This is a genomic window from Streptococcus sp. V869, assembly GCF_054353515.1.
The window spans coordinates 33,101-57,119 of sequence record NZ_JBTHHW010000001.1 but is presented as its reverse complement, the minus strand read 5'-3'; the positions used below and the strand labels follow the sequence as shown (position 1 = coordinate 57,119).

The window sequence follows — 24,019 nt, the reverse complement described above, 5'->3', positions numbered from 1 at the left end:
TTATCGAATAGTCGGAGACTTTGGTAGCATATCCTGATAGTGACCGATGACACGATCGACACGGAAATGTTCAGCTTCAATCACACGTTTAACACGTTCTGCAGCAAGAGGAACATGATCATTGACAATGGCGTAGTCGTACTCACGCATCAAAGCAATTTCTTCTTTAGCTTTTTCGATACGTTGGGCAATCACTTCCGCGCTATCAGTACCACGGCCAACGAGACGGTCTTGCAATTCTTCCAAATCTGGCGGTGTCAAAAAGATAAAGACTGCATCTGGAACTTTTTTCTTGACCTGAAGAGCTCCCTGCACTTCAATTTCAAGGAAGACATCAATCCCCTTATCAAGGGTTTCATTAACATAAGTCAGAGGAGTTCCATAGTAGTTTCCTACATACTCTGCATACTCTAACATTTGTCCTTGACGAATCAACTCTTCAAATTCTTCACGTGTTCGGAAGAAATAGTCAACTCCGTCTACTTCACCTGGACGTTGCGCCCGCGTTGTCATAGATACAGAATATTGGAATTGATTTTCAGAACTATCAAAAATTTCTCGTCTAACCGTTCCTTTTCCAACTCCAGAAGGACCTGAAAAAACGATTAGTAAGCCACGGTCTGCCATGATGTCTCCTTTGGATAGTTTGTGAAATGACTTGAAAATTCATCTGAATTCACTATGTAAAGCCATTTCTGCTTACTACAATCTTTCTATCTAGTGTAACAAAAAAGCAGTAATTTTTCAACTGCTCTTTCTTATTTATTTTGCATAATCAACTGCACGAAGTTCACGAATCACGGTTACCTTGATATTTCCTGGGTAATCGAGATTACTTTCAATTTTCTCACGAACTTTGTGAGCTAAAATTGTGACTTTGTCGTCCTTGATTTGACCTGGGTTCACCATGATACGGATTTCACGACCAGCTTGAAGGGCAAAGCTATTTTGAACACCTTCAAAGCTATTAGCGATTTCTTCTAAATCATGGAGACGTTTGATGTAGCTTTCAAGCGATTCGCTACGAGCTCCTGGACGGGCTGCACTTAAGGCATCCGCTGCAGCAACGAGAACTGCAATCACACTTTCAGGCTCTACATCACCGTGGTGACTAGCAATTGTGTTAATCACGACTGGATGTTCTTTGTACTTGCGAGCCAATTCAGTACCAATCTCAACGTGGCTACCTTCCACTTCACGGTCAATGGCTTTACCGATATCGTGAAGGAATCCTGCGCGACGGGCAAGGGCTGCATTTTCACCAAGTTCGCTAGCCATGATACCAGCCAACTTAGCCACTTCGATTGAGTGTCGCAAGACATTTTGTCCGTATGAAGTACGGAACTGTAAGCGACCCATGATTTTCATCAAGTCTGGGTGAAGGTTAGGTGCGCCGATTTCATAGGCTGCGGCTTCCCCATATTCACGAATACGATTATCAATTTCTTGACGGTTTTTCTCAACCAACTCTTCGATGCGAGCTGGGTGAATACGTCCATCCTTGAGCAAGGTTTCCATCGTCATACGGGCAATCTCACGGCGGATAGGATCAAAACCTGACAAGGTTACCACTTCTGGCGTATCATCAATGATGACATCAACCCCTGTCAAACTTTCAAAGGTACGAATGTTACGCCCTTCACGACCAATGATACGACCTTTCATGGTATCATCAGGCAGATGAACGGTTGAGTTGGTAGACTCAGCTACATACTCACCAGCAATTCTCTGCATGGCTTGGGACAAAATATCCTTAGCAAGTTTATCAGAACGTTCCTTAACTTCTTGCTCCGCCTCACGAATGCGGCTAGCAATTTCCTTGGTCAAGTCTTCTTCTGTTTGAGCTAAGATAATATCTTTTGCCTCTGACTGAGTCAGACTTCCGACACGCTCTAGTTCAGCTTGCTTTTGCTTTTCAATTTCCTCTAGTTGCTCTTCACGTGCATCAAGGTTTTTTGCTCTATCAGAAATACTTTGTTCTTTTTGTTCAAGTGTTTTTTCTTTGTTCGTCAAATTATCGTCTTTACGGTCAAGGCTCGTAGCTCTCTCCGTCAAACGACTTTCGATTTGCTTGAGTTCTTGACGCTCTGACTTAAATTCAGCGTCCACTTCTTCGCGGTATTTTCTGGCTTCCTCTTTAGCCTCCAATAGTGCTTCTTTTTTAAGGGATTTGCTTTCGCTTTTAGCTTCATTGAGTAATAAATCCGCTTCGCGTTCAGCTTGTCCTCGTAAATTAGTTGCTTCTTGTTCAGCATTTAAAAGCATCAACTCTGCAGCCTCTTGTGATGATTTCATCTTGACTGAGATGCTGACATATCCAATGACTAAACCAATGATGACGGCAAAAACAACTATAACAATTGTCATAATTTCCATGTTTTTACCTCAATTTATTTGTTTATCCGAATGACATGCATTCCTATACATTTTACCACAAAAAACTATTTTTAACAAACCTTAAATGGAAGATATTTTGGTCATTTTTTGGGTTGAAATTGTTATTTTCCCTAGTAAAATAGGCTTCTTTAACGAACCCAATTTTTTATAGAATTTTTTACAAAAAAATCAGTAAAAAAGCCTACTTGACAGTAGACTTAGTAATGATCTTTAAAGGATAAGAAAGCGATGCTATCACCATCCATCATGTAAATCAAGCGATTTTCTGCATCAATGCGCCGTGACCAAGCTCCTTGGTAATCATACTTGAGCGGTTCTGGTTTTCCTACGCCTGTGAAAGGATCGCGTTGAATATCCTTAATTAGTTTGTTGATTCTTTTTAACGTTTTCTTGTCCTGAGTTTGCCAGTAGCAATAATCCACCCAGGCATCTTCTGTAAACTTGAGTAGCATTCATCACTCCTCAATCGCATGCACCTGAGTTCGTCCTGCACGAACTTGGGACATCCCTCGCAAGACCTTGTCAGAAAGTTCCTTATTCTGAGCAATTCTCAAGGTTTCCTGAATACTATCCCACTCACTCTTTGAAAGGACGACAATGTCCTCGTCAGGATTTTTATTGACCACCGTCAAAGGTTCAAACTCATCGTTTACCTTCTTCATATAGTCCTTTAAATGATTTCGGAATGTTGAGTAAAGAACTGCTTCCATAACCATACCTCGTTTTACCTCTTTTCCACTATTATACACGAAAAGAAAAAAATTGTCAGGAACTTGTACAAGATTTTTTCTTTTCTATCTAGTTATTCGAAAAAAACTAAAAAAAGTCTACCTCTCAGTAGACTTAGTTTGTTTCGATTCTGATTGGCACTCGACCAAAATTTTGTTCTGCGATACTAGGGTGTCCCAGTTGATAAATTTGGTCTTCCTTTTGAGTCATAGCATCCCAGGGCTCTTTCCCAATTCGGCTAACTAGATGGACTTGGTCTTTCAGAGATTTGAGGTGTTGTCTTCCTTTTTCGGTAAATCCAAGGACATGAATGGCTTCTGGCGGGTCACTTTCTCTAGCCTGCACCAAGATATAGGTCAAGAGGCGTCTGACACGGGCCTTGGTGTACCGTTTGGTCGCCACTAACTCAACCAATTCATCGACAGACTGGGCTGTTTTGATGGCTTCCTTGATGCGTACTGCCATTTCTTGATTGACCTGATAAATAGTAGTTAGGTCAGGATTTGATAAGATTTGGTAGCGAAGCAAAGGATAATAATCTTCCCAGTTTACCTTGCTAGCATTTTCAAAAAGAGCAATCGAAGGCATAAAGCGTTCTAAAAAATTTTGATCATTTTGATGCTGGCGAAGAGCTGCCGCCGAGGCAAAGTCCACATCCTTGTCCACAGAATGGTATCCCGCTCCCTGACGTTGAATTGGATGAAGTTTGATCTTTCGCCCTGCTACCGCCTTGGCATAGGCAAGAGCAAGGACATGATTAGGCGTATCACCTGAAAAATCAAGGTCTGCAAATTCCTTCCACATGGCTTGGGTTTTCTGTGGGTAAGATAGAGAATTAGGTAAGTTTTCCATGAAAAGTTCCATCTCTTGACCACGCTCTGTATATAGGTTAGCAATTTGCTGGTAATTCAGAACTTCTTCTGTCCCAAAGGCTAGGGTATCCATCCCCAAACGAGCCAAGATAGCCACTGCACCTTGACCAAAAAAGTCCGCCGCTTGGACACTGACTAAAAAGGGCAATTCTACAACTAAATCCGCCCCATTCTCTAGTGCCATTTGAGCCCGTGTCCACTTGTCCACAATAGCAGGTTCGCCACGTTGAACAAAATTCCCAGACATGGCAACGATTTTCAGTCCTTCCGCCTGATCCAGCAGGTATTTGTGGCCATTATGAAAAGGATTGAACTCTGCGATAATACCTGTAATGGTCATGGTAATCTCCTACTTCTGTGCGACGAAAAACCAACGGGTACTAGTCTCTGTTGGCTCCTTGTCTTCAAAGTCCGCAAAGAGTTTAAAAGACTTGAAACCAGCCTGCTCAAGCAGAATATCATAGGTTAAGACCTCGTAAGTGCGCTCCTCATGCACTTCATCATGACGACTAAAGGAACCGTCTGCTTCCTTGACAAAGAAAGTCAACTCATGGACGATAGAATGTGGTGCTGCATCCTCATAGGTATCCCAAAGCATGGCAAAATCTTCCGCATTTTCATGATAAGAATAACCTGGGAAAACCTCATCAGTCTGGTAGGTCGAATGTACATCAAAGATAAAGACTCCGTCCTCATTGAGGGCATTATAGACTTCTTTAAAGACATCCCCTACTTCCACCTCGTCCTGCATATAGCAGATAGAGTCCGAATAGCAAGTCACAAAGTCGTATTTACCAGCCTTGGATAAATCCAGCATATTGCCTTCAATAAAATCAATCTTTTGTTTGGCTGAAGCCGCTCTCTTCTCAGCAATTTTCAGCATATCAGCACTCAGGTCTAATCCTGTCACATCAAAACCAGCTTGAGAAAAGCGCACAGACTGAATCCCTGTCCCACAAGCCAATTCCAAGAGTCTCTTTCTCTCCTTAGTCTTAGGCAGATGACGGAGGGAAAAGTCCGTCCATTTGTCATATAAACTATCATCCATGACTGCATCGTAAACAGCCGCAAAAGTTTCATAAGTAGCCATAATTAAGATACAAAGAGCGTTAAAAGCAAGGAGAAAATAGGAAACTTTCTGCTGTATTGTCAGATACAAAGGAAGTTTATCTTTTTCTCGCAGCTTTTAGCTAGTGTTCAATTAAGAGACCAACTAAACACAAGGCCCTATCCTTTCTTTCCATAGAATTTCAATTTAATCAACAAAACTCAGTTGCTGCCAACTGAGTTTACCTGCTTAAGCTAGGGCTGTTGAAAGATCGACAGCACTTGCCTCATGCCATAGTTTTTCTAGGTTATAGTGGGCACGCATTTCTTCTGAGAAGATATGCACAACGACACTGCCAAGGTCTAGCAAGACCCAGCCTCCAGCTGCATCACCTTCGACACGGCTGCCTTTAAAGCCTGCTTCCGCTACTTTTTCACGAATATTGTCAGCGATAGCATCCAACTGACGGCTATTCATTGAGCTAGTGATAACAAAATAGTCTGTCACACTGGTCAATTCTTGTACGTCAAGCGCGAGGATATCCTCCGCGCGTTTCTCATCAGCCGCTTTCACGACTAGTTCTAATAATTCTTTTTCGTCCATTTAGTCCTCTTTCAAATAGTGCACATAGGCGTTATAGGTTTCAAGGGTTTGGGGATAGATGGGAAATCCCTGGTGAGCTAAATGCTCTACTGTGTGAGCTGTCTCGTAGGCCACCGCCTTATTTAGCGATAGTTCAGCAATTTCACGCGCCTCATCCACTCCTGGAAAGGCACGATTGTGCTCGATGTAGTCTGCGACATAGATAACTTTGTCAAGGTCCGTCATCTGAATCGCTCCTACTGTATGGATTTCTATTGCACGCAGAATTTCAGAGTCTTGCAAGTTCAAATCTTCTCGAATCTTGTAAATTCCGACCATACCATGCCAAACATTATTGCCCCAGTTTTTGAGGTCAGGATCTAGCTGATAACGGTCAATCAAGTCTAGAAATTCCTGGTCTGACAACTTTTTAGCATAGTCATGAAGGAGCCCTGCTAGACCTGCTTTCTCGGCATCCACTCCGAATCGCTCTGCTAATTCAATAGCTGCGCGCTCTACACCCAAACAATGGGTCAAACGTTTCTCGGGTAGAAGCTCTGCCATTTTTTTCAATAATTCCTCACGGGAACAGTTGATATAGTCCTGGTATGCCATCAGTAAAGTCCTTCTTTCTCGATATAGTCTAGCACTGGTTTTGGCAAGAGAAAGTTAGGTGTTCGTCCTTGAGCAATAAAATCACGCACCATACTAGATGAAATGTCCATGAGAGGCACATCCACCCAGATGACTGGATAAGAAGTCCCTGTCTTATAGCGTGGGCGCTGAACTCCTACAAACTGAACGAGATCGACCAGTTCGTCAATTCTGTACCATTTAGGCAGATAATCCACCATATCGGCACCGATAATGAAATAGTAATCGGTATCTGGATTCTTCTCTGTCAAAATCTTCATGGTGTCGTAGGTGTAGGAAATCCCCTTACGCTCTAGCTCAATAGTCTCAATAGCTAAACCTTCGATTCCGTCAATTGCCAATTCAAGCATCTTGAGGCGGTGGTGTTCAGGAATGGTTTCTTTTTTGTCTACGTGAGGTGGTTGGTATTCAGGCATGAGCAGAACTTGATCCAATCCCAACTGCTGGCGCACTTGGTCTGCCACGATAAGATGAGCGTTATGAACGGGGTTAAAATTTCCCCCTAAGATTCCAACTTGCTTGCGTTTTTTATCCTTGATTTCTGGCTCTAACTCCACTTTTGTAAAGGGAGTTAATAATTCGATTGCCATAGGCTAATCTCCTTTAGTCATCTGTAAAAACAGTTTGGGAGTATATTTTTAGATTTCTTTAACTTTTTTAGAAATCTTACGATTTTCTTTCTTGCTTGATTGTTTATACAAAATCAAGATACGTCCAATTTTTTGTACTGTATCCACACCGATTTCTTCTTCTAAGATTTCAGCTACTTCGTGGATGTTTTCATCTGTGTTTTGCAAAAGTGTAACCTTGATCAATTCGCGGGCATCAAGTGCCTGACGAACGCTAGTTTTGATTTGGTCGTTGAGTCCATTTTTCCCAATTTGGATGATGGGTTTGAGGGTGTGTGCCTGGCTGTTGAGGAAGGCACGTTGTTTCGATGTTAATGACATATTCTTTCTTCCTTTTTTGATAGTTATTTTAGGTGGTGAGGGACGGTCGGAACTAATTTTCCAAAGATATCATCTTTGAAAAATGGATTTCCTGACCTCACAATTGAGCCTAAGTCTCAATTGTGCCCCTTGCCAATCTATGGATTGGCAATCACACCACGGCAATAACTATCTTTTTATGAGCTCACTTTGTTCGCTCGGTGATTTTATTTTATATAATGGCTTTTCGTGTGACGACGGCGACGCCTTCTGGTGCCCAGACGGCTACTTTGGCAGTTCCTGTTACACGGATCCAGCCTAGTCCTGAGATAACGAGGTCTGTCTTATTCTTGATAGTAAAGACATGTTGGACCAGTTTTGGAAAGTCTTCTTTTTCCTTGCTATTCGGTGGTGTAAGGAGGGTTCCAAGGTGCTTGTCGTAAAAGTCACTAGCTCCTTCAAGCTTGGTACGATGAAGTTTGAGTTCATTATCAAAGAAAGCTGTGAAACCTTGCTTTTCTCCTGTGATGAAGTCAAAGCGTCCTAAACCTCCCAAAAAGAGAGTTTGCTCAGGATTGAGCTGGTAGGTTTTAGGTTTGATTTCCTTTTTAGGACTGACATACTTGAGATTTTTAGCCGTCAAGTAGTGGGCCATCTGATGACGATGGATAATTCCTGGTGTATCATAGATATAAGAACCATCATCAAGTGGGATCTCAATCTTATCTAAGGTTGTCCCTGGGAAACGTGATGTTGTGATGACGTTCTGGTCACCCGTAATTTCCTGGATAATAGCATTGATAAGAGTTGATTTCCCAACATTGGTAACCCCAACTACATAGACGTCACGACCCTTACGATAGTGCTCAATCTTGTCGATTACTTCTCTAATAGCATGCTTATTTTGTGCTGAAGTTAGGACGACATCGACAGGACGAAGACCCTCCTCGTGGGCACGTTCCATAAGCCATTGGCTAATCTTTCCTGGTTTAACAGACTTAGGAAGTATGTCTTTTTTATTTCCAACCAAGAGAACATCATTGCCTGATACAAAACGAGGCAATCCTGGGATAACAGAGCCATTAAAGTCAAAGATATCAATAACATTGACCACCAAGGCATCACTGTCTCCCACCTCGTGCAAGAGTTTTAGGAAATCATCATCCGTCAACTGCACATCTGTGATTTCATTGTAATGACGAAGACGGAAACAACGTTGGCAATAAACTTCACCAGTTTCCAAACCTTTTTCGAGTGCTGACTGAGGAGTAAAGCCTAGACCGGGCTTATCTGTCGTCTGAATGGTTGCTCCACAGCCAATACAGAGAATTTCTTCCATAGTTAGATTCCTTTTTTATATGTGATAGGCCCGTACTTTTCAGTGATTTGTTTCATAACACGGCGCTCACGAGCTCTGTTAATCTGTGTTTTGATAGAGTCATGCTGAACTAAGGGCTTGACCAAAATCGAACGAATCCCAGCACGGTGAGCCGCTCGAATATCCGTCATGAGCTGATCCCCAACCATGACCACTTCGTTTTTCTCATAGTGGAATTCCTTCATGGCACGATCAATCCCGAAAGTAAAGGGCTTCAAAGCCCAATAAACATAGTCAATCCCAAATTTTTCAACCGCACGTTGAACTCGTTTTTTAGAGTTGTTGGACACTACGATAATGCGAATACCAGCATCACGAAGGTCATGTAACCATTGCTTCATCTCTGAAGTCCCATCAGGGTTATTCCAAGCAATCAGAGTGTTGTCCAAATCCACCAAAACAGCTTTGATCCCTTGGTTTTTCAGGCTTTGGACTGTCAAATCATAAACTGCTTCTACAGCAAAGTCTGGCATGTAGTTTTCAATAGCCATTTTGGCTCCTTTTCTTAACTTATTTTTGCAATTTTTTTGAGAAAATGGGATAGAACAAGCCACAAGACAGCACTAGCCAAAGTAATATAAATCCAAGCATGCTTGTCCTCCATAAATGGAAGAGGAACATTCATCCCGAAAAATCCTGTGATAACCGCAAGCACGGCCAATAAAACTGAAATGATGGTCAAGGTTGTCAAGTTATCATTCAGGTTATTGTTTAGGATGTTGTTGTAAGACCCTGACAGTTGTTGAAGAACTTGAGAAATCAAATCTGTCATAGATACCAACTGATGAGCCTCAATCATGGCATCATCAAACTGCTCTTTTTCAATTTCGTCCAAACGACGATAGAGGGCATGCCCTTGGATATGTTCCAATAAGATACGGTTTTGTTTGGCAGCTGCCGTTAGATAAACCATACCTGTCTCCAAGTCGGAAAGAGCAAAGAGATTTTTCTTGGTTGTTCTCTGACGAAGTAAGCTGTTGACTTCATCTTTACTCTTATCCATCTTTTCAATGATTGGATAATAGGCGTTACTAATGATTTCTAGACTAGCAAAAAGAAATTTGTAAATAGAAAGCGACTCATGGCTATCCAGATAATCTAACATCTGATCAATGACATAAGCATTCTTATGGTTGCTGATGGTAATCATTCGTTTATTTTCAACGATAAAGGTCATGGGAATCGCTTCATAGTAATCCTTGTCCTTTTCTAAGTCCAGAACATTGTAGATAAAGGTCACAGTCCCATTCTCACGGTTGTAATCCATATGGGCACGTTCATTTTTATCCAGCGCATATTCGATGGTTTCCTTATCTAATCCGTAGATTTCAGATAAATCTTCAAGATTTTTAATTTTTTCTACATCTAGATTGATCCAAACACAACCATTTCCTAATTGCTCATCTAAAAACATCGTTTCTCCTTTACCAAACTCTTTCTATTGTACCACAAATCAAGTAAAATTTCAGTGCTCTTCTTTCCTTGAAAAATTGCTGACAACCGTGATACTTCTATTGGGAACAAAGTGAAGGACTTCATCCTCACTGCGCAGTTGAGTCGTACGAATACCGACACTCACAACCTTACCAGAGATTGTAATCGGACCATTCGTAAACTCAACTTGATCTCCAACATCTAACTGGCGCTCAAAGAGGATGAAAAAGCCATTGACCACATCTGATAAGAAGCCTTGAGCACCCATCCCGATTGCCACCCCAGCAATCCCAGCACCTGCCAGAAGACTTGATACAGGTAAGCCTAGAGTAGATAAAACAAAGTAGAGTAAAAAGAAATAGAGGGTGTAGTTCAAAATATTTTCAATCAATCTAGAAATTGTCTTTTGGCGCGCCTCATCTTTCTGAGAAAATTTTAAGGATGGTTTAACAACTCTTTTCACAACTTGATGGAGAATTATTTTAACGATATAAAAGACAATAAAAAGAAGGACTAGAGAGACTGATTTTGAAAACAACTCTTCTAGAATACTGCTGATATTTAACTTATCGATATAATTTTGAATAAATGTTGGCATAGTAAGCTCCTTTCCTAACATTATACCATAAAACGATATTTGAACCAGTTTGGTAAATATTCATTCTGCCTATACTATTATTAGATTCACTTGATTTCAAAACATATTTATACTATAATCAAACCACTACATGGAGAACAAATTATTTTCTCAATAACTCTCTTGAAATAGACCTTTCTACCTCACCTACTACTAAAACTTTAAAGCATTTATCTCAAGGAAGTATTCTATGTCTATCACTCAACGTACTTTAAAACTAGTGCTGGCAACCTGCTTTGCCTGTTTTCTAGCCTACTTTTTTGAACTATCTTCAGCTGTTTCAGCTGGAATCATTGCTATTTTGAGTCTCTCTGATACTCGAAGAAGCACGATCAAACTAGCCCGCAATCGTCTTTTTTCAACTCTTTTAGCTCTCTTAGTTGGTGTTATTGCCTTTCAACTAACTGGTTATCATATCTGGAGCTTCGGACTTTATCTTGCTGTATATGTGCCTCTTGCCTATAAATTCGGCTGGGAAATCGGCATAACGCCTAGTAGCGTCCTAGTTAGTCACCTTTTAGTCCAACAATCCACTTCTCCTGAGCTGTTGTTGAACGAAATGCTACTTTTCCTAATCGGTACTGGCTTTGCACTTCTGGTCAATCTCTACATGCCTTCACGTGAAAAAGAAATTCAACATTATCATACTCTTGTTGAAGAAAAACTCAGAGATGTCCTTCTACGCTTAGCTTACTATTTAAAAAGAGGGGATGGTCGAAATCAAGCTCAACTAGTCAACGAACTTGACCAACTATTGGAGGAAGCCCTCAATCTAGTCTATCTGGACCACTCTGACCATCTCTTTCATCAAACAGACTACCATATCCACTACTTTGAGATGCGCCAAAGACAAACCCGCATTTTAAGAAATATGGCCCAGCAGATCAACACCTGCCAGCTAGCAGCAAGCGAAAGCTTGATTGTTGCTCAGCTCTTTTCAAAAACAGCTAACCAACTGAGTCAAACCAATCCAGCCTACAACTTATTGAATGATATTGAGAGCTACCTAGAGGTGTTTCGCAATCGCTCTCTCCCTAAAACTAGAGAAGAGTTTGAGACACGGGCTACGCTTCTACAACTCTTTCGTGAATTAGAACATTTTATCCAGATAAAAGTAGATTTCTACAACCGTTATTCTGACAAAAACAGTAACAAATAAAAACTTCTATCGGCAACTGAGTTGCTGATAGAAGTTTTTTGTTATGAATAGATTTAATTTTCGCGCTTCTTTCGAATTGACATGAGACTGATATCTCTCAAACTAAAGTAAGTAAGAGCCAGCATTCCCAATGTAATAAAGATTTCTGCTGGAAGTTGGAAAATCTGCAGGGCAGACAAGAGCAACAAGATTACGAGGGCAACAAGTCCAAAGACTAATATTACAACATTGACCGTCCCCTTGATACTTTGAGGTGTCGCAAATACATAGAGTAGTAATAAGAGTATCCCTATGATTAAATAGACCATCTTTATCTCTTTCTAGCTCTTATTCAGCTGATTTTTTCTTTTTGTTTGCTTTCTCACGCTCTGCCTTGTTGAGGATTTGCTTACGCAAACGAATCGATTCAGGCGTTACTTCCATGTACTCATCGTCGTTCAAGAACTCAAGTGATTCTTCAAGAGTCAAGATACGAGGAGTTTTGATAACCGCTGTTTGGTCCTTAGTAGCAGAACGAACGTTGGTCATTTGTTTAGCTTTCGTGATGTTTACGGTCAAGTCATTTTCACGAGAGTTTTCACCGATGATCATTCCTTCGTAAACCTCAGTACCTGGGTTGACAAAGATCGTACCGCGTTCTTCGATAGACATAATCGCGTATGTTGTTGCTTTACCAGCATCGATAGAAACAAGGGCCCCACGGTGACGTCCACCGATTTCACCTGGAATCACTGGCAAGTATTGATCGAAAGTGTGGTTCATGATTCCGTAACCACGAGTCATTGACAAGAACTCAGTTGAGTATCCAATCAAACCACGTGCAGGAACAAGGAAGACCAAACGAGTTTGCCCGTTTCCAGTTGAAATCATGTCCAACATTTCACCCTTACGCTCAGAAAGGCTTTGGATAACTGAACCTTGGTATTCTTCAGGTGTATCGATTTGCACGCGTTCAAATGGTTCACACTTAACTCCATCAATTTCTTTGATGATAACTTCTGGTCGAGATACTTGAAGCTCATAACCTTCACGGCGCATGGTTTCAATCAAGATAGACAAGTGCAATTCACCACGTCCTGAAACCGTCCATTTATCTGGTGAATCCGTTGGATCTACACGAAGTGAAACGTCTGTTTGCAACTCAGCTTGCAAACGTTCTTCAACCTTACGAGATGTCACCCATTTCCCTTCACGACCAGCAAAAGGTGAGTTGTTCACCAAGAAGGTCATTTGAAGGGTTGGCTCATCGATGTGAAGAACTGGAAGAGCTTCAACCGCGTCTGTAGGAGTGATGGTTTCACCAACGAAGATATCTTCCATACCTGATACGGCAATCAAATCACCAGCTTTAGCTTCTTGGATTTCACGACGTTCCAAACCAAAGAAACCAAAGAGTTTTGTAACACGGAAGTTTTTGGTTGTTCCGTCAAGTTTAGAAAGGGTAACTTGGTCCCCAACCTTGACACTACCACGGAAGATACGTCCGATACCGATACGTCCTACGAAGTCATTGTAGTCAAGAAGTGACACTTGGAATTGAAGAGGCTCATCAGAGTTATCAACCGGAGCTGGAATGTGGTCGATAATGGTGTCAAAGATTGGCGCCATAGTCTTTTCTTGGTCTGCTGGATCATCTGATAATGAAGATGTTCCGTTGATCGCTGAAGCATAGACTACTGGGAAGTCAAGCTGATCATCATCTGCACCAAGTTCGATGAAAAGTTCCAAAACTTCATCCACTACTTCTGCTGGACGAGCTGATGGCTTATCGATTTTGTTAACTACAACGATAGGTACAAGGTCTTGTTCCAAGGCTTTTTTCAATACGAAACGAGTCTGTGGCATGGTTCCTTCGTAAGCATCTACGACCAAAACAACACCGTCAACCATTTTCATGATACGTTCTACTTCTCCACCGAAGTCCGCGTGTCCTGGTGTATCCATGATGTTGATACGAGTTCCATTGTAGGCAACTGCTGTATTTTTCGCAAGGATAGTAATTCCACGCTCTTTTTCAATATCGTTTGAGTCCATTGCACGCTCAGCCAATTCTGTACGTGCGTCAAGAGTTTCAGATTGTTTCAACAATTCGTCAACGAGGGTTGTTTTCCCGTGGTCGACGTGGGCGATAATCGCGATATTACGGATATCTTCTCTTAATTTTGTCATGATTTCCTCTATTTATTTCAAATTTATTTTCTAACTGAACGATTATACCACAATTTTAAGCAAATGGCATAACTCAAGTAAGTGTAAATGTTTTCAAAGGAAAATTCATTTCTTCTCTTTTCTTTTCAAAAATATCGACTTGTGATAAGATAGGCTGGTATGCGTTTATATAAATTATTAGCCCAGGAAAAAATTAGTCGAAAAACCATGAAACAAGCTCTTCTCAAAAAAGAAATCTTAGTTGATGGACTCCCTGCTACTTCCCTTGCACAGAATGTTGATACAGGGTTGCAAGAGTTGATTTTCAAAGATAGAAAAATCCAAGGATATGAACATACTTACCTCATGCTTCACAAACCAAATGGAGTCGTGACTGCAAGCAAAGACAAAAAACTTCCAACAGTCATGGACTTACTTCCTCAAAATCTTCAGTCAAATCAGCTCTATGCTATTGGTCGGCTGGATCGAGATACGACAGGACTTCTCATCTTGACGGATAATGGACCTTTAGGTTTTCAACTCCTTCATCCTCAATACCATGTCGATAAAACCTATCAAGTCGAGGTGAATGGGTTGCTCACACCAGAACACATTCAGCAATTCAAGGATGGAATAGTCTTTCTTGATGGAACTGTCTGTAAACCAGCTCAGCTTGAAATTCTAGCCTCAAGTCCTAGCCACGGTAGTGCCACCATCACCATATCGGAAGGAAAATTTCACCAGGTCAAGAAAATGTTCCTCTCAGTCGGTGTCAAGGTCACTGCTCTAAAACGAGTTCAGTTTGGGAATTTCACATTAGATCCAGAGCTAGTAGAGGGGCAATACCGTCCCTTGAACCAAGAGGAATTGAAAATCATTAAAAACTACCTAGAGAAAAGTGGATAAAACAAAAAAGAGAGTGGGACAGAAATCGGTAATTCGTTAGAATTCGATTTCGTCGTCCCACCTCCGCACAGTTGAGTAGGGCTGTAAAAGCTGATGAAATCAGCGTAGTAGAGTCCACTCAACCACTGCGTCTTGCTCGACAATCCATAGACAATTGAGAGGCTAGAATTTTTGTCCCAAACTCTTTAATTAATTCTCGAAAGTTGAGTGATTAATACGATACAAAAAAGTGCAGAAATGACAAGCCCTAACACAAGCCCTAAAATAGAGAGAATTTTTTCTGTCTTATAGTCTAGTCCAGACTCTTTTTGATGCGAATGTGCCAAGACCAAACCAAAAATACCAAAAATAATACTTAACACTGGAAATCCAAAGGCAGCTATGATAGATATGATACCTAAAACAAATGAAGTTTTTTTCTTTTCTTCTGTATTCATATTATAAAAACTCCTTAAATTTATTACAGATTCATTATACCATATAAGTTGGCTATATCTATTAGGTAACAAGTATTTCCTCTCTGTAACCATCCCTAATCAAAAGAATTAGAAATGATTAAAAACTACGTGAAGAAAATGGGTAAAATAAAAAAGCTTTAAATATAAAGCTTTTTTTGTTAGAATCCTGATTAGTGCATCATCAAAACGATTCCTGCAATCCAGTTAAGGACTGAAATGACAATCCCTACGATATTGAGAATTTTTTCTGTTTTATAATTTAGTCCAGATTGATTTTGATGTGAATTACTCAAAACAAGACCAATAATACCCAAAATCAAACCAACGATTGGAGATAGCAAACCAAGGACGATAGATAGTATACCTAAAACAAGCGACGCTTTTTTCTTTTCTTGCATAATAAAAACTCCTTAAAATTTATATTACTATTATACCATAAAAAATCTGTTTTCTATATGAAACATATGTAACAAGTTGTTTTCACATTGTTAATTAGATTTCACCTTCCCAGTCCAAGAATCCAATCCATAAGAAAGGATATAGATTTCTGAGAAACCTTGTTTTTTCAAGAAAAGCGCTGCATTTGTGACACGCTGCGCACGTTGGTTCTCATAAAGAAGGACAGGTTTATCCTTGCGAAGAGCTGCAAGACTTGTCTTCAATTGGTTTGAAGGGATATTACGAGCTCCAAGGATATGTTTTCTGTGGAAGTCAGCTGGATCACGCAAGTCAATCAACTGACCTGTACGAATCAAAGACTCAAACTCTGCATTGTCTACGATTTTCGCTGCGCGACGAATGCGAAGATAGTTGTATCCCATCCATGCCAACATCGCCACTACAAGTCCCCATAATACCCAAGTTACCATAATACCTAATCTCCATTTTTCTCTAAATAGTCTAATTCTAGTTTGTGCTCTCGGCGCAGAACAGCTTCCGCTTCTAAATAATCTAGCTTGTCCATCAAGCCTGCATCATAGATTCGAGATAGTTCAATCTTCATCAGTTCAATATCATAGATACGTTTTCCCATATAAACAATAATGCCGAACTGTTTGAGAAATTGTTGCACATCGTAGAGTGTTTTCATAGCTTTCATTTTAGCAAATAATCAGAGTTTTTTCAATAGTTCCCGCAGAGGATTCCCTTTTTCACGATTATCTGAATTTCTTTACACTATGACAAAGAAGAAATCCTAAAGTCATTCCAACGATATTTTGCAAGAGATTTGGGATGATTTCTGGTATGGCTGCCCCCCAACCATTCATCCAAGCCGATGCTAGAGCATATCCAGCTACCATGAAAATAGTCGCCAAGACTAAGCCTAGCCATTGCCATTTCCCTTTAAAACCTGCGAAATAACCTTGCAATCCATGATTAAGTAAGCTAAAAAACATCCACTGAGGATAACCTGAAATGAGGTCAATTAAGAATCCTGCTAAACCTCCGACAATGGCTCCTTCACGACTGCCAAAGTAAAAAGCTGTAAAGAAGACACCGACGTCCAAAAGTGTAAAAATTCCAGTTGGTGTCGGAATTTTAATAAAATAACCTAATACAACCGAACTGGCTGCTAAGATAGATACTAGGGCGATTTTAGTTGTTTTGGTTTGCTTCATATTGTCTCACTCCATATTGATCTGCTTGTGCGATAGCTCGGTAAACAAAGGCTTTGGAACTTTCAATTGCTAGTAAGAGTTCCTCTCCCTTGACTAACTGGCTGGCAATACTTGATGCAAAGGTACATCCAGCACCAGCATTTTGTCCTTGGATGACTGGATTTTCAAGAATAGTGAAATTCTCTCCGTCATAAAAGACATCCACAGCCTTATCCTGACTGAGACGATTTCCACCTTTGATAATCACTGCCGGCGCACCCAAATCATGCAGTTTTTTGGCTGCAACTTTCATATCTTCTAAGGTTTCAATCTTTTGATCTGCAAGCAACTCTGCCTCAGGAAGATTCGGAGTAATCACTGATACATAAGGGAAAAAGCGAATCAACTCTTGACAGAGCTCGCTGACAGCAACGTCGTGCGTTTCCTTACAAACTAATACCGGGTCCAAGACGACAGGAACTCCTGATCGTTCCTTGATGAAATTCAAAGCTTTTTCAGCAACACCGACTGTCGGCAAGAGCCCAATCTTAATCCCTCCAAAGTCTACACTTTTGAGGCTATCCAATTGTTGTTGGAAAATAGTTTCATCAGTTGGAAAGACCTCAAAACCATTTTCTGTCAAAGCAGTCAAGCAGGTCATGGCTACAAATCCATGCAAACCATTCAAAGTATAGGTTGCAAGGTCGGCAGCCAGTCCGCCACCACTATAAATATCATTTCCTGAAAGTGCTAAAATACGATTATTCTTCATAACGAATCTCCTTCAAATACAAACCATTTGGCAATGCAGTTGGGCCTGCAAACTGTCTGTCTTTTTTCTCCAAGATGAGGTCAATCTGTTCAATTGGCATCCGATTGTTACCAATTTTAAGCAGGGTTCCTACCATATTTCGAATCTGCTTATAGAGGAAACCATTGCCAGAGAATGTAAAGGTCAAAAACTGCCCTGTTTCATCAACCCTAAGACTAGCTTCCGTGATAGTTCTTACCTTGTCTTCCACACTAGTCCCTGATGCCGTAAAACCAGTAAAGTCATGCGTTCCTTCCAGTTTTTTTACAGCTTCTTGCATCCGCTCTACATCTAGTGGATATGGATAGTGGGTGGCATAATGACGTCTCATAGGATTTTTAGGACGACCCCTATCCACAATAAACTCATAGGTCTTGCTATGCTTGGCATAACGACAATGAAAATCATCAGCCACTATCTCAATCGAAATGACATCTATATCTTCAGGACTTTGAGTATCGAGAGCGAAGCGAAGCTTTTCCTCATTCATCTGATAGGGGAGGTCAAAGTGGATGACTTGCCCTAGCGCATGAACTCCACTGTCCGTTCGCCCTGCACCATGAATGGTAATGGCTTGCCCTTTATTCAGTTTCGTTAAGGTTTTTTCAATTTCCTCCTGAACACTACGCGCATGAGGTTGCCGCTGAAAACCAGCAAAAGCATAGCCATCATAGGAAATTACAGCTTTATATCTAGTCATGTATCTATTTTATCAAGAAAATTTCTCTGCAACAAGTTTGAGAATTAAAAATTGTAAGGGGACAGTTCCTCGAAGTTATTTATGTTCTATCTGACCTTTTTCATGATGTATTTTCGTATAGGTACTTCAACCATTTGAACGATTTCAAATCCTTCCTTTTGGTAAAGATTGTAAGCTGTTTGATTTGCCTCGTAGACATTTAGAGAAATAGTATCTATGTCTTCATTTTCAAAGGCCAAACTAACAAATTTCCTTAAAGCCTGGCTACCTAACCCCTGCCCCTGTTTCTGAGGATTGATAAAAAATCTCCCGATATGAAGATTCCTGTCTTCTAACCTGATTTTCTGGATGACGCCTACAAACTCTTCTCCAACAAAAATGGAAAAAATCCCTTCCATCTTTTGCAAGGATTGGGTAATCAAGGGATAAGAAATCTTTGGCCCCATCCATTGCTTCTGAAAACTTTCTCCCAAAGCATTAGACCACTGACAAATGAGTTTGGCATTTTCTAACTGAAGTCCTTTTTCAAAGTGAATTTTCATATTTGCTCCTATAACTTCTCCTACATCCAACTATTATACTCTTTCTCTTATTTTTTCCGAATAAATAAGTATGATTCATCTTTACTTTTTTCTTGTTGGAACGATTCTTGCTTCCTTTCTAGGCTTGGTCATTGATCGCTTTCCTGAACAATCCATCGTATTTCCTGCAAGTCACTGTGATTCTTGTCAGACTCCTTTGAGACCTCTGGATTTGATTCCAATTGTTTCTCAAGTAATTGGGCGCTTTCGCTGTCGCTATTGTAAGGTACGATATCCTTTCTGGTATGCTTTCTTTGAGTTAGGCTCGGGACTGCTCTTTCTAGCTTTTTCTTGGAAAATTCTAACCTTGAGTCAAGTCATCCTAATCACTGCCGGTTTAACTTTGGGAATCTATGACTTTCGACATCAAGAATACCCCTTAATCGTCTGGCTAATATTTCACTTAATCCTCATGATTTGCTCTAGTTGGAATCTAATCATGGTTTTCTTCCTAGTTCTTGGAATCATTTCCCATGTTATTGATATTCGCATTGGGGCAGGTGATTTTCTATTTCTGTCTTCTTGTTCACTAGTTTTTACACTTACAGAAATACTGATTTTAATTCAATTCGCTTCCACTACCGGCATACTAGTCTTTCTCCTGCTAAAGAAAAAGGAAAGACTTCCCTTCGTGCCTTTCCTCTTGCTTGCTACTTGTGTGATTATTTTTGGTAAGCCACTGCTTCTCGGATAAAGTCAGCGATTTCTGCTACTTGTCCTTCATGCAGAGCCTTAACAATCTTGGAACCGACGATAACACCGTCTGATACAGCATTGAAGCGTTCTACATCAGCCTGGGTGGATACACCAAATCCTGTCAGTACTGGAATGTCGGCCACTTGATGAAGTTGAGACAAGTGCTTGTCCAAGTCATCTCGGTAATTTCCTGATTTTCCTGTTACCCCATTGATAGCAACGGCATAGACAAATCCTTCTGCCCCTTCAATGAGTTCCTTTTGACGCTCAATTCCTGTCGTCAAGCTGACAAGTGGAATTAAAGCAATGTCTGTATCCGCCAAATATGGCTCTACAAAATTGGCATGTTCATGAGGGAGGTCTGGGATAATCAAGCCCTTGACTGCTGTATCAGCAAGATTTTTAACCAATTTCTCCACACCGTACTGAAAGAGGGGGTTAAAGTAGGTCATGATGACAAGCGGAATTTCTGTTTCAATGGTTTTCAAGGTTTCAACCAAAGCCTGGGTAGAGGTTCCGCGAGCTAGACTGCGCAAGCCGGCTTCTTCGATAACAGGACCATCTGCAACCGGATCCGAGAAGGGAACTCCTACCTCAATGGCAGACACACCTAAATTTTCTAAAAAGTGAATTGTTTCACCGAGACCATCTAATCCTTTTTCGTGATCTCCAGCCATAATATAGGGGACAAAAATTCCCTTTCCGGTTGCCTTGATAGCGTTCAGTTTTTCTGTTAGTGTCTTAGGCATGAGCTTCTCCCTTCTTTGCTGCGTCTGCTTCCAAACGGTCTTTGACTTGAACTACATCCTTGTCCCCTCGACCTGATAGACAGACAATCATAGACTTATCTGGGCCAAGTTCTTTGGCTAATTTCACCGCAAAGGCGATAGCATGACTAGACTCCAAAGCTGGGATAATCCCTTCCACACGAGACAAGAGTTGGAATCCTTCCAAGGCTTCCTCATCTGTCACAGGAACATAGGTCGCGCGTTTGATATCGTGGTAATGAGAATGTTCTGGACCGATACCTGGGTAGTCCAAACCTGCTGAGATAGAGAAGGCTTCTAAGATTTGTCCATGGGCATCTTGGAGAACATCCATGAGAGAACCGTGAAGAACTCCTGGGCGACCCTTGGTCAAGGTAGCTGCGTGATGCTCTGTATCCACACCAAGTCCTGCCGCTTCAGCTCCATACATAGCTACAGATTCATCTTCCACAAATGGATGGAAGAGACCGATAGCATTAGAACCACCACCAACACAGGCTACTAGGGCATCTGGCAAATCTTGCCCTGTCAAGTCACGGTACTGTTGTTTTGCTTCTCGACCGATAACACTTTGGAAATCACGCACAATTTCTGGAAAAGGATGAGGCCCCAAGGCAGAACCAAGGATATAGTGGGTATCATCGATGTTGGCTACCCATGAACGAAGGGCTGCATTGACCGCGTCTTTGAGCACGCGCGAACCATCTATTACAGCTTCCACCTTGGCTCCTAAAAGTTCCATACGGAAGACATTGAGGGCTTGGCGTTTAACATCTTCCTCACCCATATAGATAGTACATTCCATGTTAAAGAGGGCCGCAGCAGTCGCAGTTGCCACACCATGTTGACCGGCACCTGTTTCAGCAATAATTTTCTTTTTGCCCATGCGTTTAGCGAGAAGAACTTGGCCCAAGGCATTGTTAATCTTGTGTGCACCTGTATGGTTGAGGTCTTCACGTTTGAGGTAAATCTTGGCTCCGCCGATATGCTGGGTTAAGTTTTTTGCGTAGTAGAGAGGTGTTTCACGACCTACATACTGGCGCAAAAGTTGGTTTAACTCTTCTTGGAAACTTGGATCTGCCTGACTTTCACGATAAGCCTCTTCCAACTCCAATACTGCTGTCATCAATGTTTCTGGGACAAAACGTCCACCGAATTTCCCGTAAAATCCTTCTTTATTTGGTTCTTGATATGCCATGCTTAACCCTCTCTATAAATCTTCTAATCTTTTCATGATCTTTTTGTCCGTCTGTTTCTACCCCACTTGATACATCTACTGCAAAGGGAGTAAAGTGTTGAATTGCTTCTTCTACATTATTATCATTGAGCCCACCTGCGATGAAGAAAGGCTGATATAGTTCTGTCGTATCCAGTTGCCCCCAATCAAAGGTTTGACCACTTCCAGCGACAGGTGCATCAAAGAGGAGATAATCTGCCTGAGAACTTGGCACGTGACCATTTCCATCGACTTGTACAGCTTGGATACTGGCACAAGGTAAATTCTCAAACAAATCATCCGCCACCTGACCATGAACCTGCACCAAGTCCAAGCCGACCTTGTCAATCGCTTCTAGTAATTCTTCCCGACTTGGTGAAACAAATACCCCAACTTTTTTTACATTTGTAGGAATAATCTTAGCCAGCTCTGCTGCTTGTTCCAAGGTCATCTGTCTTTTGCTAGGAGCAAAGACAAAACCGATGTAGTCGACCCCTGCTGACACAGCTACCTCTACTGCTCCTTTGGTCGATAGTCCACAAATCTTAACCTTTATCAATCTGCAACTCCTTGATTCTCTGTGCGACGTCTTCTGCTTGCATGAGGGCTGTTCCTACCAAAATTCCGTTAAAGTAGGGTGCAACTCGTTTTGCATCTGCTTCTGTAAAAATAGCAGATTCAGAAATGTACAAGCAATCGTCCTTAAAGTATTGGGTTAAGTCTACACTGGTCTGTAAGTCAACTTCAAAGGTAGTCAAATTACGATTATTCACACCAATAATTTGAGCGCCAAGACGGTGGGCAACTTCTAGCTCTGCTAGATTATGAGTTTCCACCAAAACTTCTAGATCTAGCTCTGTCGCATAGTCATACAGTTCCTTGAGGCGTTCTTCTGATAAAGCCGCTACGATGAGCAAGATAACTGTCGCACCTGCATTGCGAGCTCGGATGATTTGCTTTTCATCGATAATAAAATCCTTGTTCAGTGTCGGAATCTCTACCTGACTGGAAATCTCACGAAGGTACTCCAAATGACCTTTGAAGAAAACTTCGTCTGTCAGAACAGAAATCATAACAGCGCCGTTAGCCTCGTAAGTCTGAGCCTGTTGAACGATATCCACATCCAGGTTGATATCACCCATACTTGGACTCGCCTTCTTGACCTCCGCAATAATTTGCAAGCAGTCCTGATGGTTTTTCAAATATTCCGCTAAGCGATAGCTTTCACGCAAGGGCTGAAGTTCCTCTAGCTCCATCTTTTCAACTTCACGCGCCTTCTGCTCTAAGATACGTGACAAAAATTCCTGACTCATTTTTGGTACTCCTGTAATAGTCGAAGTTTTTCAAGGGCCTTACCACTAGCAATTACTTGACGTGCCATTTCAACTCCGTCTTTGATACTATCTACCTTACCATTGGCATAAAAACCAAGGCCAGCATTTAAGACTGTTGTTTCCAAGAATGGACTTGGTTCATTATTAAGAACGCTGACAAGGATGGCTGCATTCTCATGAGCATTTCCCCCACGAATGTCCTCAATGGCAATACGTTCCATTTCCAAATCTTCTGGAGTAAAAGTTGACAAAGTAATTTCTCCATTTTCAAGAAGGGCAATGCTGGTAGTTCCATTCAAACCAGCTTCGTCCAACCCTTCTGGACCAGCTACTACAATAGCGCGTTTGCGACCCATGTTTTTCAAAACCTGAGCAGTACTTTCCAGAAGTTCAGGACGACTAATTCCTAGAAGCTGTGTTTCCAAGACCATTGGGTGAATCAGTGGGCCTGTCAAATTCATGATAGTTGGAATTCCCAATTCCAAGCGTGCTGGCATGATATATTTCATGGCTGGGTGCATGTTTTTGGCAAAGAGAAAGACGATTCCTGTTTGGTCAAATACCTTACCCAATTGTGATGGCTTGAGGTCAATATTGATTCCCAAAGCTTGCAAGACATCTGCTGAACCAGATTTAGAAGAGATAGAACGATTTCCATGTTTGGCCATGTGGATGCCACCACCTGCCAAGACAAAGGCTGCAGTTGTTGAGATGTTAAAGCTAAATGACTTATCTCCACCTGTACCGCAGTTATCCATAGCATCTTGAATGTTGGTTGGAATGTGTTGAGCATGCCCTCTCATAACTTGAGCGAGGGCTGTTCTTTCCTCAGGTGTTTCTCCCTTCATCTTGAGGGCTAAAAGTAGTGAAGCGATTTGCGCTTCTGTCACTCGCCCTGTCACGATGCGTTCGATCACATCTGTCATTTCAACACTTGATAAATCTTCAAAGTTCGCTAATTTTTCAATAATTTCTTTCATTTTGT

General features: G+C 41.3%; 32 protein-coding genes. 3 read left to right on the top strand and 29 right to left on the bottom strand.

Annotated features, from left to right (window positions below; translation table 11 throughout):
- The 14 genes from gmk to ACXYSN_RS00340 all read right to left on the bottom strand — a co-directional run bounded on the left by gmk (position 1) and on the right by ACXYSN_RS00340 (position 10,621).
- Entirely contained in the window at positions 1 to 627 is a 627-nt protein-coding gene (gene gmk / locus ACXYSN_RS00405) for a guanylate kinase (RefSeq protein WP_458635769.1), read from the bottom strand.
- Between the two features lie 135 nt (positions 628 to 762).
- Positions 763 to 2,376 (bottom strand): ribonuclease Y, encoded by a 1,614-nt coding sequence (locus tag ACXYSN_RS00400; protein ID WP_004251393.1) that lies wholly within the window; start codon positions 2,374 to 2,376, stop codon positions 763 to 765.
- A 218-nt stretch (positions 2,377 to 2,594) separates the two neighbouring features.
- On the bottom strand, positions 2,595 to 2,849 hold the full coding sequence (locus ACXYSN_RS00395; protein WP_458635768.1) for a Txe/YoeB family addiction module toxin: 255 nt from the start codon (positions 2,847 to 2,849) through the stop codon (positions 2,595 to 2,597).
- A gap of 3 nt (positions 2,850 to 2,852) precedes the next feature.
- Positions 2,853 to 3,107, bottom strand: coding sequence for a type II toxin-antitoxin system Phd/YefM family antitoxin (locus ACXYSN_RS00390; RefSeq protein WP_458635767.1), 255 nt, complete (start codon positions 3,105 to 3,107; stop codon positions 2,853 to 2,855).
- A gap of 133 nt (positions 3,108 to 3,240) precedes the next feature.
- The gene (locus ACXYSN_RS00385) at positions 3,241 to 4,338 is read right to left on the bottom strand and encodes a nucleotidyltransferase (RefSeq protein WP_458635766.1); all 1,098 of its coding nucleotides are present in this window, start codon (positions 4,336 to 4,338) and stop codon (positions 3,241 to 3,243) included.
- A gap of 9 nt (positions 4,339 to 4,347) precedes the next feature.
- Positions 4,348 to 5,088, bottom strand: a complete 741-nt coding sequence (locus ACXYSN_RS00380) for a class I SAM-dependent DNA methyltransferase (RefSeq protein WP_045615564.1) — start codon at positions 5,086 to 5,088, stop codon at positions 4,348 to 4,350.
- 207 nt (positions 5,089 to 5,295) lie between these two features.
- Positions 5,296 to 5,649 (bottom strand): ribosome silencing factor, encoded by a 354-nt coding sequence (gene rsfS, locus ACXYSN_RS00375; RefSeq protein ID WP_458635765.1) that lies wholly within the window; start codon positions 5,647 to 5,649, stop codon positions 5,296 to 5,298.
- Complete coding sequence (gene yqeK / locus ACXYSN_RS00370; RefSeq protein ID WP_414330968.1) at positions 5,650 to 6,243, bottom strand: bis(5'-nucleosyl)-tetraphosphatase (symmetrical) YqeK; 594 nt, start codon at positions 6,241 to 6,243, stop codon at positions 5,650 to 5,652.
- The gene (locus ACXYSN_RS00365) at positions 6,243 to 6,872 is read right to left on the bottom strand and encodes a nicotinate-nucleotide adenylyltransferase (RefSeq protein WP_458635764.1); all 630 of its coding nucleotides are present in this window, start codon (positions 6,870 to 6,872) and stop codon (positions 6,243 to 6,245) included. Before ACXYSN_RS00365 ends, yqeK begins: the two co-directional genes overlap by 1 nt.
- 48 nt (positions 6,873 to 6,920) lie before the next feature.
- Positions 6,921 to 7,232, bottom strand: coding sequence for a ribosome assembly RNA-binding protein YhbY (yhbY, locus tag ACXYSN_RS00360; protein WP_000060171.1), 312 nt, complete (start codon positions 7,230 to 7,232; stop codon positions 6,921 to 6,923).
- 211 nt (positions 7,233 to 7,443) lie between these two features.
- Positions 7,444 to 8,550, bottom strand: a complete 1,107-nt coding sequence (gene yqeH, locus ACXYSN_RS00355; RefSeq protein ID WP_458635763.1) for a ribosome biogenesis GTPase YqeH — start codon at positions 8,548 to 8,550, stop codon at positions 7,444 to 7,446.
- Between the two features lie 2 nt (positions 8,551 to 8,552).
- Positions 8,553 to 9,080 carry a YqeG family HAD IIIA-type phosphatase gene (locus ACXYSN_RS00350; RefSeq protein WP_414272052.1) on the bottom strand — a complete coding sequence of 176 codons (528 nt, stop codon included), beginning with the start codon at positions 9,078 to 9,080 and terminating at the stop codon, positions 8,553 to 8,555.
- 14 nt (positions 9,081 to 9,094) lie between these two features.
- On the bottom strand, positions 9,095 to 10,003 hold the full coding sequence (locus ACXYSN_RS00345) for a magnesium transporter CorA family protein (RefSeq protein ID WP_458635762.1): 909 nt from the start codon (positions 10,001 to 10,003) through the stop codon (positions 9,095 to 9,097).
- Between the two features lie 51 nt (positions 10,004 to 10,054).
- On the bottom strand, positions 10,055 to 10,621 hold the full coding sequence (locus ACXYSN_RS00340; protein WP_458635761.1) for a mechanosensitive ion channel family protein: 567 nt from the start codon (positions 10,619 to 10,621) through the stop codon (positions 10,055 to 10,057).
- A gap of 229 nt (positions 10,622 to 10,850) precedes the next feature.
- On the opposite strand from ACXYSN_RS00340, the gene ACXYSN_RS00335 reads away from it, so the two are divergent.
- The gene (locus ACXYSN_RS00335) at positions 10,851 to 11,819 is read left to right on the top strand and encodes an aromatic acid exporter family protein (RefSeq protein ID WP_458635760.1); all 969 of its coding nucleotides are present in this window, start codon (positions 10,851 to 10,853) and stop codon (positions 11,817 to 11,819) included.
- Positions 11,820 to 11,872: 53 nt separating this feature from the next.
- Here ACXYSN_RS00335 and ACXYSN_RS00330 read toward each other — a convergent pair whose 3' ends face one another.
- A complete protein-coding gene (locus tag ACXYSN_RS00330; protein ID WP_004251425.1) occupies positions 11,873 to 12,127 on the bottom strand; it encodes a DUF3165 family protein in 255 nt (84 codons plus the stop codon).
- A gap of 19 nt (positions 12,128 to 12,146) precedes the next feature.
- Entirely contained in the window at positions 12,147 to 13,988 is a 1,842-nt protein-coding gene (gene typA, locus ACXYSN_RS00325) for a translational GTPase TypA (RefSeq protein WP_458635759.1), read from the bottom strand.
- A gap of 159 nt (positions 13,989 to 14,147) precedes the next feature.
- Here typA and ACXYSN_RS00320 point away from each other — a divergent pair, with 159 nt between their 5' ends.
- Positions 14,148 to 14,873, top strand: coding sequence for a 16S rRNA pseudouridine(516) synthase (locus ACXYSN_RS00320; RefSeq protein ID WP_458635758.1), 726 nt, complete (start codon positions 14,148 to 14,150; stop codon positions 14,871 to 14,873).
- Between the two features lie 185 nt (positions 14,874 to 15,058).
- Here the strand turns inward: ACXYSN_RS00320 and ACXYSN_RS00315 are convergent, their stop codons facing one another.
- The 8 genes from ACXYSN_RS00315 to ACXYSN_RS00280 all read right to left on the bottom strand — a co-directional run bounded on the left by ACXYSN_RS00315 (position 15,059) and on the right by ACXYSN_RS00280 (position 18,982).
- Positions 15,059 to 15,310: a hypothetical protein gene (locus tag ACXYSN_RS00315; protein WP_458635757.1), complete on the bottom strand. Its 252-nt coding sequence runs from the start codon at positions 15,308 to 15,310 to the stop codon at positions 15,059 to 15,061.
- A 191-nt stretch (positions 15,311 to 15,501) separates the two neighbouring features.
- Positions 15,502 to 15,729 carry a DUF4190 domain-containing protein gene (locus ACXYSN_RS00310; RefSeq protein ID WP_458635756.1) on the bottom strand — a complete coding sequence of 76 codons (228 nt, stop codon included), beginning with the start codon at positions 15,727 to 15,729 and terminating at the stop codon, positions 15,502 to 15,504.
- A 90-nt stretch (positions 15,730 to 15,819) separates the two neighbouring features.
- Entirely contained in the window at positions 15,820 to 16,200 is a 381-nt protein-coding gene (locus tag ACXYSN_RS00305) for a rhodanese-like domain-containing protein (RefSeq protein WP_006149793.1), read from the bottom strand.
- A gap of 5 nt (positions 16,201 to 16,205) precedes the next feature.
- A complete protein-coding gene (locus ACXYSN_RS00300; protein WP_458635755.1) occupies positions 16,206 to 16,430 on the bottom strand; it encodes a YqgQ family protein in 225 nt (74 codons plus the stop codon).
- Between the two features lie 58 nt (positions 16,431 to 16,488).
- On the bottom strand, positions 16,489 to 16,950 hold the full coding sequence (locus ACXYSN_RS00295; protein ID WP_458635754.1) for an ECF transporter S component: 462 nt from the start codon (positions 16,948 to 16,950) through the stop codon (positions 16,489 to 16,491).
- A complete protein-coding gene (locus ACXYSN_RS00290; RefSeq protein ID WP_458635753.1) occupies positions 16,928 to 17,701 on the bottom strand; it encodes a bifunctional hydroxymethylpyrimidine kinase/phosphomethylpyrimidine kinase in 774 nt (257 codons plus the stop codon). Before ACXYSN_RS00290 ends, ACXYSN_RS00295 begins: the two co-directional genes overlap by 23 nt.
- A complete protein-coding gene (truA, locus tag ACXYSN_RS00285) occupies positions 17,691 to 18,440 on the bottom strand; it encodes a tRNA pseudouridine(38-40) synthase TruA (protein WP_458635752.1) in 750 nt (249 codons plus the stop codon). Before truA ends, ACXYSN_RS00290 begins: the two co-directional genes overlap by 11 nt.
- An 86-nt stretch (positions 18,441 to 18,526) precedes the next feature.
- Positions 18,527 to 18,982: a GNAT family N-acetyltransferase gene (locus ACXYSN_RS00280; RefSeq protein ID WP_458635751.1), complete on the bottom strand. Its 456-nt coding sequence runs from the start codon at positions 18,980 to 18,982 to the stop codon at positions 18,527 to 18,529.
- Between the two features lie 70 nt (positions 18,983 to 19,052).
- Between ACXYSN_RS00280 and ACXYSN_RS00275 the strand changes: the two genes are divergently transcribed.
- A complete protein-coding gene (locus ACXYSN_RS00275; protein ID WP_458635750.1) occupies positions 19,053 to 19,715 on the top strand; it encodes a prepilin peptidase in 663 nt (220 codons plus the stop codon).
- On the opposite strand, the gene trpA is transcribed toward ACXYSN_RS00275, so the two are convergent.
- Genes trpA through trpD form a run of 5 tightly spaced genes read right to left on the bottom strand, consistent with a single transcriptional unit; the run spans position 19,684 to position 24,014 of the window.
- A complete protein-coding gene (trpA, locus tag ACXYSN_RS00270) occupies positions 19,684 to 20,466 on the bottom strand; it encodes a tryptophan synthase subunit alpha (RefSeq protein WP_458635749.1) in 783 nt (260 codons plus the stop codon). The genes ACXYSN_RS00275 and trpA overlap by 32 nt on opposite strands.
- Positions 20,459 to 21,682 carry a tryptophan synthase subunit beta gene (gene trpB / locus ACXYSN_RS00265; protein ID WP_458635748.1) on the bottom strand — a complete coding sequence of 408 codons (1,224 nt, stop codon included), beginning with the start codon at positions 21,680 to 21,682 and terminating at the stop codon, positions 20,459 to 20,461. The genes trpA and trpB overlap by 8 nt, the downstream gene beginning before the upstream one ends.
- Complete coding sequence (locus tag ACXYSN_RS00260; protein ID WP_458635747.1) at positions 21,660 to 22,259, bottom strand: phosphoribosylanthranilate isomerase; 600 nt, start codon at positions 22,257 to 22,259, stop codon at positions 21,660 to 21,662. The genes trpB and ACXYSN_RS00260 overlap by 23 nt, the downstream gene beginning before the upstream one ends.
- Positions 22,246 to 23,013, bottom strand: a complete 768-nt coding sequence (gene trpC / locus ACXYSN_RS00255) for an indole-3-glycerol phosphate synthase TrpC (protein ID WP_458635746.1) — start codon at positions 23,011 to 23,013, stop codon at positions 22,246 to 22,248. The genes ACXYSN_RS00260 and trpC overlap by 14 nt, the downstream gene beginning before the upstream one ends.
- Positions 23,010 to 24,014, bottom strand: coding sequence for an anthranilate phosphoribosyltransferase (gene trpD / locus ACXYSN_RS00250; RefSeq protein WP_458635745.1), 1,005 nt, complete (start codon positions 24,012 to 24,014; stop codon positions 23,010 to 23,012). The genes trpC and trpD overlap by 4 nt, the downstream gene beginning before the upstream one ends.
- Positions 24,015 to 24,019 lie beyond the last annotated feature (5 nt).

What these genes read in the sequence shown, in the direction of transcription:
- gmk (WP_458635769.1), bottom strand. Translation starts at nt 627, where the DNA reads ATGGCAGACCGTGGCTTACTAATCGTTTTTTCAGGTCCTTCTGGAGTT.
- ACXYSN_RS00400 (WP_004251393.1), bottom strand. Translation starts at nt 2,376, where the DNA reads ATGGAAATTATGACAATTGTTATAGTTGTTTTTGCCGTCATCATTGGT.
- ACXYSN_RS00395 (WP_458635768.1), bottom strand. Translation starts at nt 2,849, where the DNA reads ATGCTACTCAAGTTTACAGAAGATGCCTGGGTGGATTATTGCTACTGG.
- ACXYSN_RS00390 (WP_458635767.1), bottom strand. Translation starts at nt 3,107, where the DNA reads ATGGAAGCAGTTCTTTACTCAACATTCCGAAATCATTTAAAGGACTAT.
- ACXYSN_RS00385 (WP_458635766.1), bottom strand. Translation starts at nt 4,338, where the DNA reads ATGACCATTACAGGTATTATCGCAGAGTTCAATCCTTTTCATAATGGC.
- ACXYSN_RS00380 (WP_045615564.1), bottom strand. Translation starts at nt 5,088, where the DNA reads ATGGCTACTTATGAAACTTTTGCGGCTGTTTACGATGCAGTCATGGAT.
- rsfS (WP_458635765.1), bottom strand. Translation starts at nt 5,649, where the DNA reads ATGGACGAAAAAGAATTATTAGAACTAGTCGTGAAAGCGGCTGATGAG.
- yqeK (WP_414330968.1), bottom strand. Translation starts at nt 6,243, where the DNA reads ATGGCATACCAGGACTATATCAACTGTTCCCGTGAGGAATTATTGAAA.
- ACXYSN_RS00365 (WP_458635764.1), bottom strand. Translation starts at nt 6,872, where the DNA reads ATGGCAATCGAATTATTAACTCCCTTTACAAAAGTGGAGTTAGAGCCA.
- yhbY (WP_000060171.1), bottom strand. Translation starts at nt 7,232, where the DNA reads ATGTCATTAACATCGAAACAACGTGCCTTCCTCAACAGCCAGGCACAC.
- yqeH (WP_458635763.1), bottom strand. Translation starts at nt 8,550, where the DNA reads ATGGAAGAAATTCTCTGTATTGGCTGTGGAGCAACCATTCAGACGACA.
- ACXYSN_RS00350 (WP_414272052.1), bottom strand. Translation starts at nt 9,080, where the DNA reads ATGGCTATTGAAAACTACATGCCAGACTTTGCTGTAGAAGCAGTTTAT.
- ACXYSN_RS00345 (WP_458635762.1), bottom strand. Translation starts at nt 10,003, where the DNA reads ATGTTTTTAGATGAGCAATTAGGAAATGGTTGTGTTTGGATCAATCTA.
- ACXYSN_RS00340 (WP_458635761.1), bottom strand. Translation starts at nt 10,621, where the DNA reads ATGCCAACATTTATTCAAAATTATATCGATAAGTTAAATATCAGCAGT.
- ACXYSN_RS00335 (WP_458635760.1), top strand. Translation starts at nt 10,851, where the DNA reads ATGTCTATCACTCAACGTACTTTAAAACTAGTGCTGGCAACCTGCTTT.
- ACXYSN_RS00330 (WP_004251425.1), bottom strand. Translation starts at nt 12,127, where the DNA reads ATGGTCTATTTAATCATAGGGATACTCTTATTACTACTCTATGTATTT.
- typA (WP_458635759.1), bottom strand. Translation starts at nt 13,988, where the DNA reads ATGACAAAATTAAGAGAAGATATCCGTAATATCGCGATTATCGCCCAC.
- ACXYSN_RS00320 (WP_458635758.1), top strand. Translation starts at nt 14,148, where the DNA reads ATGCGTTTATATAAATTATTAGCCCAGGAAAAAATTAGTCGAAAAACC.
- ACXYSN_RS00315 (WP_458635757.1), bottom strand. Translation starts at nt 15,310, where the DNA reads ATGAATACAGAAGAAAAGAAAAAAACTTCATTTGTTTTAGGTATCATA.
- ACXYSN_RS00310 (WP_458635756.1), bottom strand. Translation starts at nt 15,729, where the DNA reads ATGCAAGAAAAGAAAAAAGCGTCGCTTGTTTTAGGTATACTATCTATC.
- ACXYSN_RS00305 (WP_006149793.1), bottom strand. Translation starts at nt 16,200, where the DNA reads ATGGTAACTTGGGTATTATGGGGACTTGTAGTGGCGATGTTGGCATGG.
- ACXYSN_RS00300 (WP_458635755.1), bottom strand. Translation starts at nt 16,430, where the DNA reads ATGAAAGCTATGAAAACACTCTACGATGTGCAACAATTTCTCAAACAG.
- ACXYSN_RS00295 (WP_458635754.1), bottom strand. Translation starts at nt 16,950, where the DNA reads ATGAAGCAAACCAAAACAACTAAAATCGCCCTAGTATCTATCTTAGCA.
- ACXYSN_RS00290 (WP_458635753.1), bottom strand. Translation starts at nt 17,701, where the DNA reads ATGAAGAATAATCGTATTTTAGCACTTTCAGGAAATGATATTTATAGT.
- truA (WP_458635752.1), bottom strand. Translation starts at nt 18,440, where the DNA reads ATGACTAGATATAAAGCTGTAATTTCCTATGATGGCTATGCTTTTGCT.
- ACXYSN_RS00280 (WP_458635751.1), bottom strand. Translation starts at nt 18,982, where the DNA reads ATGAAAATTCACTTTGAAAAAGGACTTCAGTTAGAAAATGCCAAACTC.
- ACXYSN_RS00275 (WP_458635750.1), top strand. Translation starts at nt 19,053, where the DNA reads ATGATTCATCTTTACTTTTTTCTTGTTGGAACGATTCTTGCTTCCTTT.
- trpA (WP_458635749.1), bottom strand. Translation starts at nt 20,466, where the DNA reads ATGCCTAAGACACTAACAGAAAAACTGAACGCTATCAAGGCAACCGGA.
- trpB (WP_458635748.1), bottom strand. Translation starts at nt 21,682, where the DNA reads ATGGCATATCAAGAACCAAATAAAGAAGGATTTTACGGGAAATTCGGT.
- trpC (WP_458635746.1), bottom strand. Translation starts at nt 23,013, where the DNA reads ATGAGTCAGGAATTTTTGTCACGTATCTTAGAGCAGAAGGCGCGTGAA.
- trpD (WP_458635745.1), bottom strand. Translation starts at nt 24,014, where the DNA reads ATGAAAGAAATTATTGAAAAATTAGCGAACTTTGAAGATTTATCAAGT.